1 protein-coding gene and 1 pseudogene are annotated in these 2,021 nt (G+C 57.7%); both read right to left on the reverse strand.

The features are described 5' to 3' along the window. Nucleotides 1-183 precede the first annotated feature (183 nt). On the reverse strand, nt 184-648 hold the full coding sequence (locus I6F33_RS38590; RefSeq protein WP_346656815.1) for a group II intron maturase-specific domain-containing protein: 465 nt from the start codon (nt 646-648) through the stop codon (nt 184-186). Further along, a pseudogene (locus tag I6F33_RS38600) lies at nt 634-1,282 on the reverse strand (reverse transcriptase domain-containing protein); the annotation flags it as partial. The gene I6F33_RS38590 and the pseudogene I6F33_RS38600, both read right to left, overlap by 15 nt. Nucleotides 1,283-2,021: the final 739 nt, after the last annotated feature.

Raw genomic sequence — 2,021 nt, forward strand, 5'->3', positions numbered from 1 at the left:
GGCGCAAGCGGCTCGGCGACAAGCTGGAGCTGTTGCTGGCCGAGAGCTTGCGGGTGGCACACGAGGCCGGCGCGTTGCGCAGCCAGGACCTCAAGCGGGTCACGGTCGGTCGAGTAGCCCCCGGGGAATTGCACCCCGAGGCTCTCACGAAACCGGACGTGAACCTCTCGATTCATCCGGCTTCTATCTTCCAGCCGCAGGTCGAATGCCGACTCGCCACAAATAGAGTAGGTTCGGATCGCGCTGTGCGAGCCGTCCCAACCAATATACTGAGGCGACTTTCCGGCCTTTCAACCGCTTGTATTTCCGCCTCGTCCAGCGGGCGAGCGCGTCGTTTACGTGACGAAGGACGTTGACACATTCCGTCCGGTAAAACCGTCCGTAATAGTTCAGCCATCCTTGCACGACAGGATCAATCAGCTTGGCGAGTTCTTCAAGACTCCAGTGGTTTCGCGTCGAACCCAGTCGCCATGAGCGAATGGTTTGTCGGATTCCTTTGGCAGCCTTGTTGCTGATTGCCGGGAGGAAGTTGAGGAACTTCTCGCCCTTTCGATCGCGAGCGCTGCGCGGCTGGAAGGTGTAGCCAAGGAAGTCGAACGAGATGTGTTCGCATTCCTCTCTCCGTTTATTATCCTTGCAGTAGACGATCCGGGTTTTCTCCGGATGGAGCTCCAGACCGCATTCCGCAAGACGTTTTCGGATCGCCTCCATCACGGTTCGAGCCTCGCTTTCAGTTCTGCAATGGACTATCGCCTCGTCAGCGTATCTTTCGAAACACAAACAAGGGAAGGTCCGCTGCATCCAGTGATCGAATGCATAGTGCAGAACCAAATTTGCGAGCAGCGGTGAAACCACCGAACCCTGAGGGGTTCCGCGTGTTCTCTCCACAGGGATTCCGTCTTCTTTCTCCACGGGAGCTTGCAGCCACCGCTTTACCGTAGAGACGAATCCAACTCAGTTCCGTGTGGTGGGCGACGGCCTTTTCGATCAGGTGCCAAGGAATCGAGTCGAAGAACGACTTGATATCAAGGTCGATAACCCAGTCGAATTTCCAGCAACGCTTTCGCGCTGTCCCCACTGCGTCAAGCGCCGAACGGCCGGGCCCATAGCCGTAGGAGTCCGGATGGAATATTCGTTCCATCGTCGGCTCCATAACCATCTTTGCAACCGTCTGAGCCACGCGGTCAGCTATAGAGGGTATTCCTAACGGACGCTTCCCTCCATTAGCCTTGGGAATTTCCACGAGACGGACGGGAGGCGGAAAGTATGTCCCCGACGACATTCGATTCCAGATCTTGTAGAGGTTCTCTTCAAGTCCTTTTCGAATTCCTCGATGGAGACCCCGTCCACACCCGCTGACCCGCGGTTCGCTTTCACCTGTTTCCAAGCTTCCCAAACGAGATGTTTGGGGATCTGATACGACTTTGCCTCAGTCATCGGCTCCTCCCGTTTCCGGTTGGCTTGTGACTTTGGCTGGAAGATCGGGTCCCTTCGCTCCGCCCGTATTACCGGGCCTCATCACTATTACGAACCCGTCCGCCCCTGCGTCGCGCATTGGTACTCTGCCCTCGGCGGGTCCGCCGCCTTTGGGGTCTCCCTTGGCATCGCGACGCAGGTTCCCATGTTCCGCGCAAGAGCCTGCCATCGGGATCGCGCCGCCTCTACACCGGTTGCCGCCCGGCCAATACACAGGCTCTCGTCGCGCTTGATCCCAGGAGGTGGTATCGCCCCTGGTTTCGACAACATCTGAACTGTACTTTCGATGCATCATCGGCGGTTTACTTGCGTTCGTCTTCCCGTGGCTCACCTGACAGGCTGATTGCCCGCCTTTTCCAGCAACGCTCACCACCTCAGCCATTGAGCTAAAGCAGCTTGTGGCGGTTTGGACTCTGATCCTGCAATCCGAGTCCGAGGGGCCTGCCCTCATCTCTTGCGCAGCAAGGCTGCTCGGAAGATGGTCTACATACTCAACCTCCTTCTTCGCGCCGTCATGGCGCACATACCACCGTGCAGCCGAAGGC

Origin of the sequence: Bradyrhizobium sp. BRP20 (assembly GCF_020194215.1) — a bacterium.
Classification (GTDB): Bacteria; Pseudomonadota; Alphaproteobacteria; order Rhizobiales; family Xanthobacteraceae; genus Bradyrhizobium; species Bradyrhizobium yuanmingense.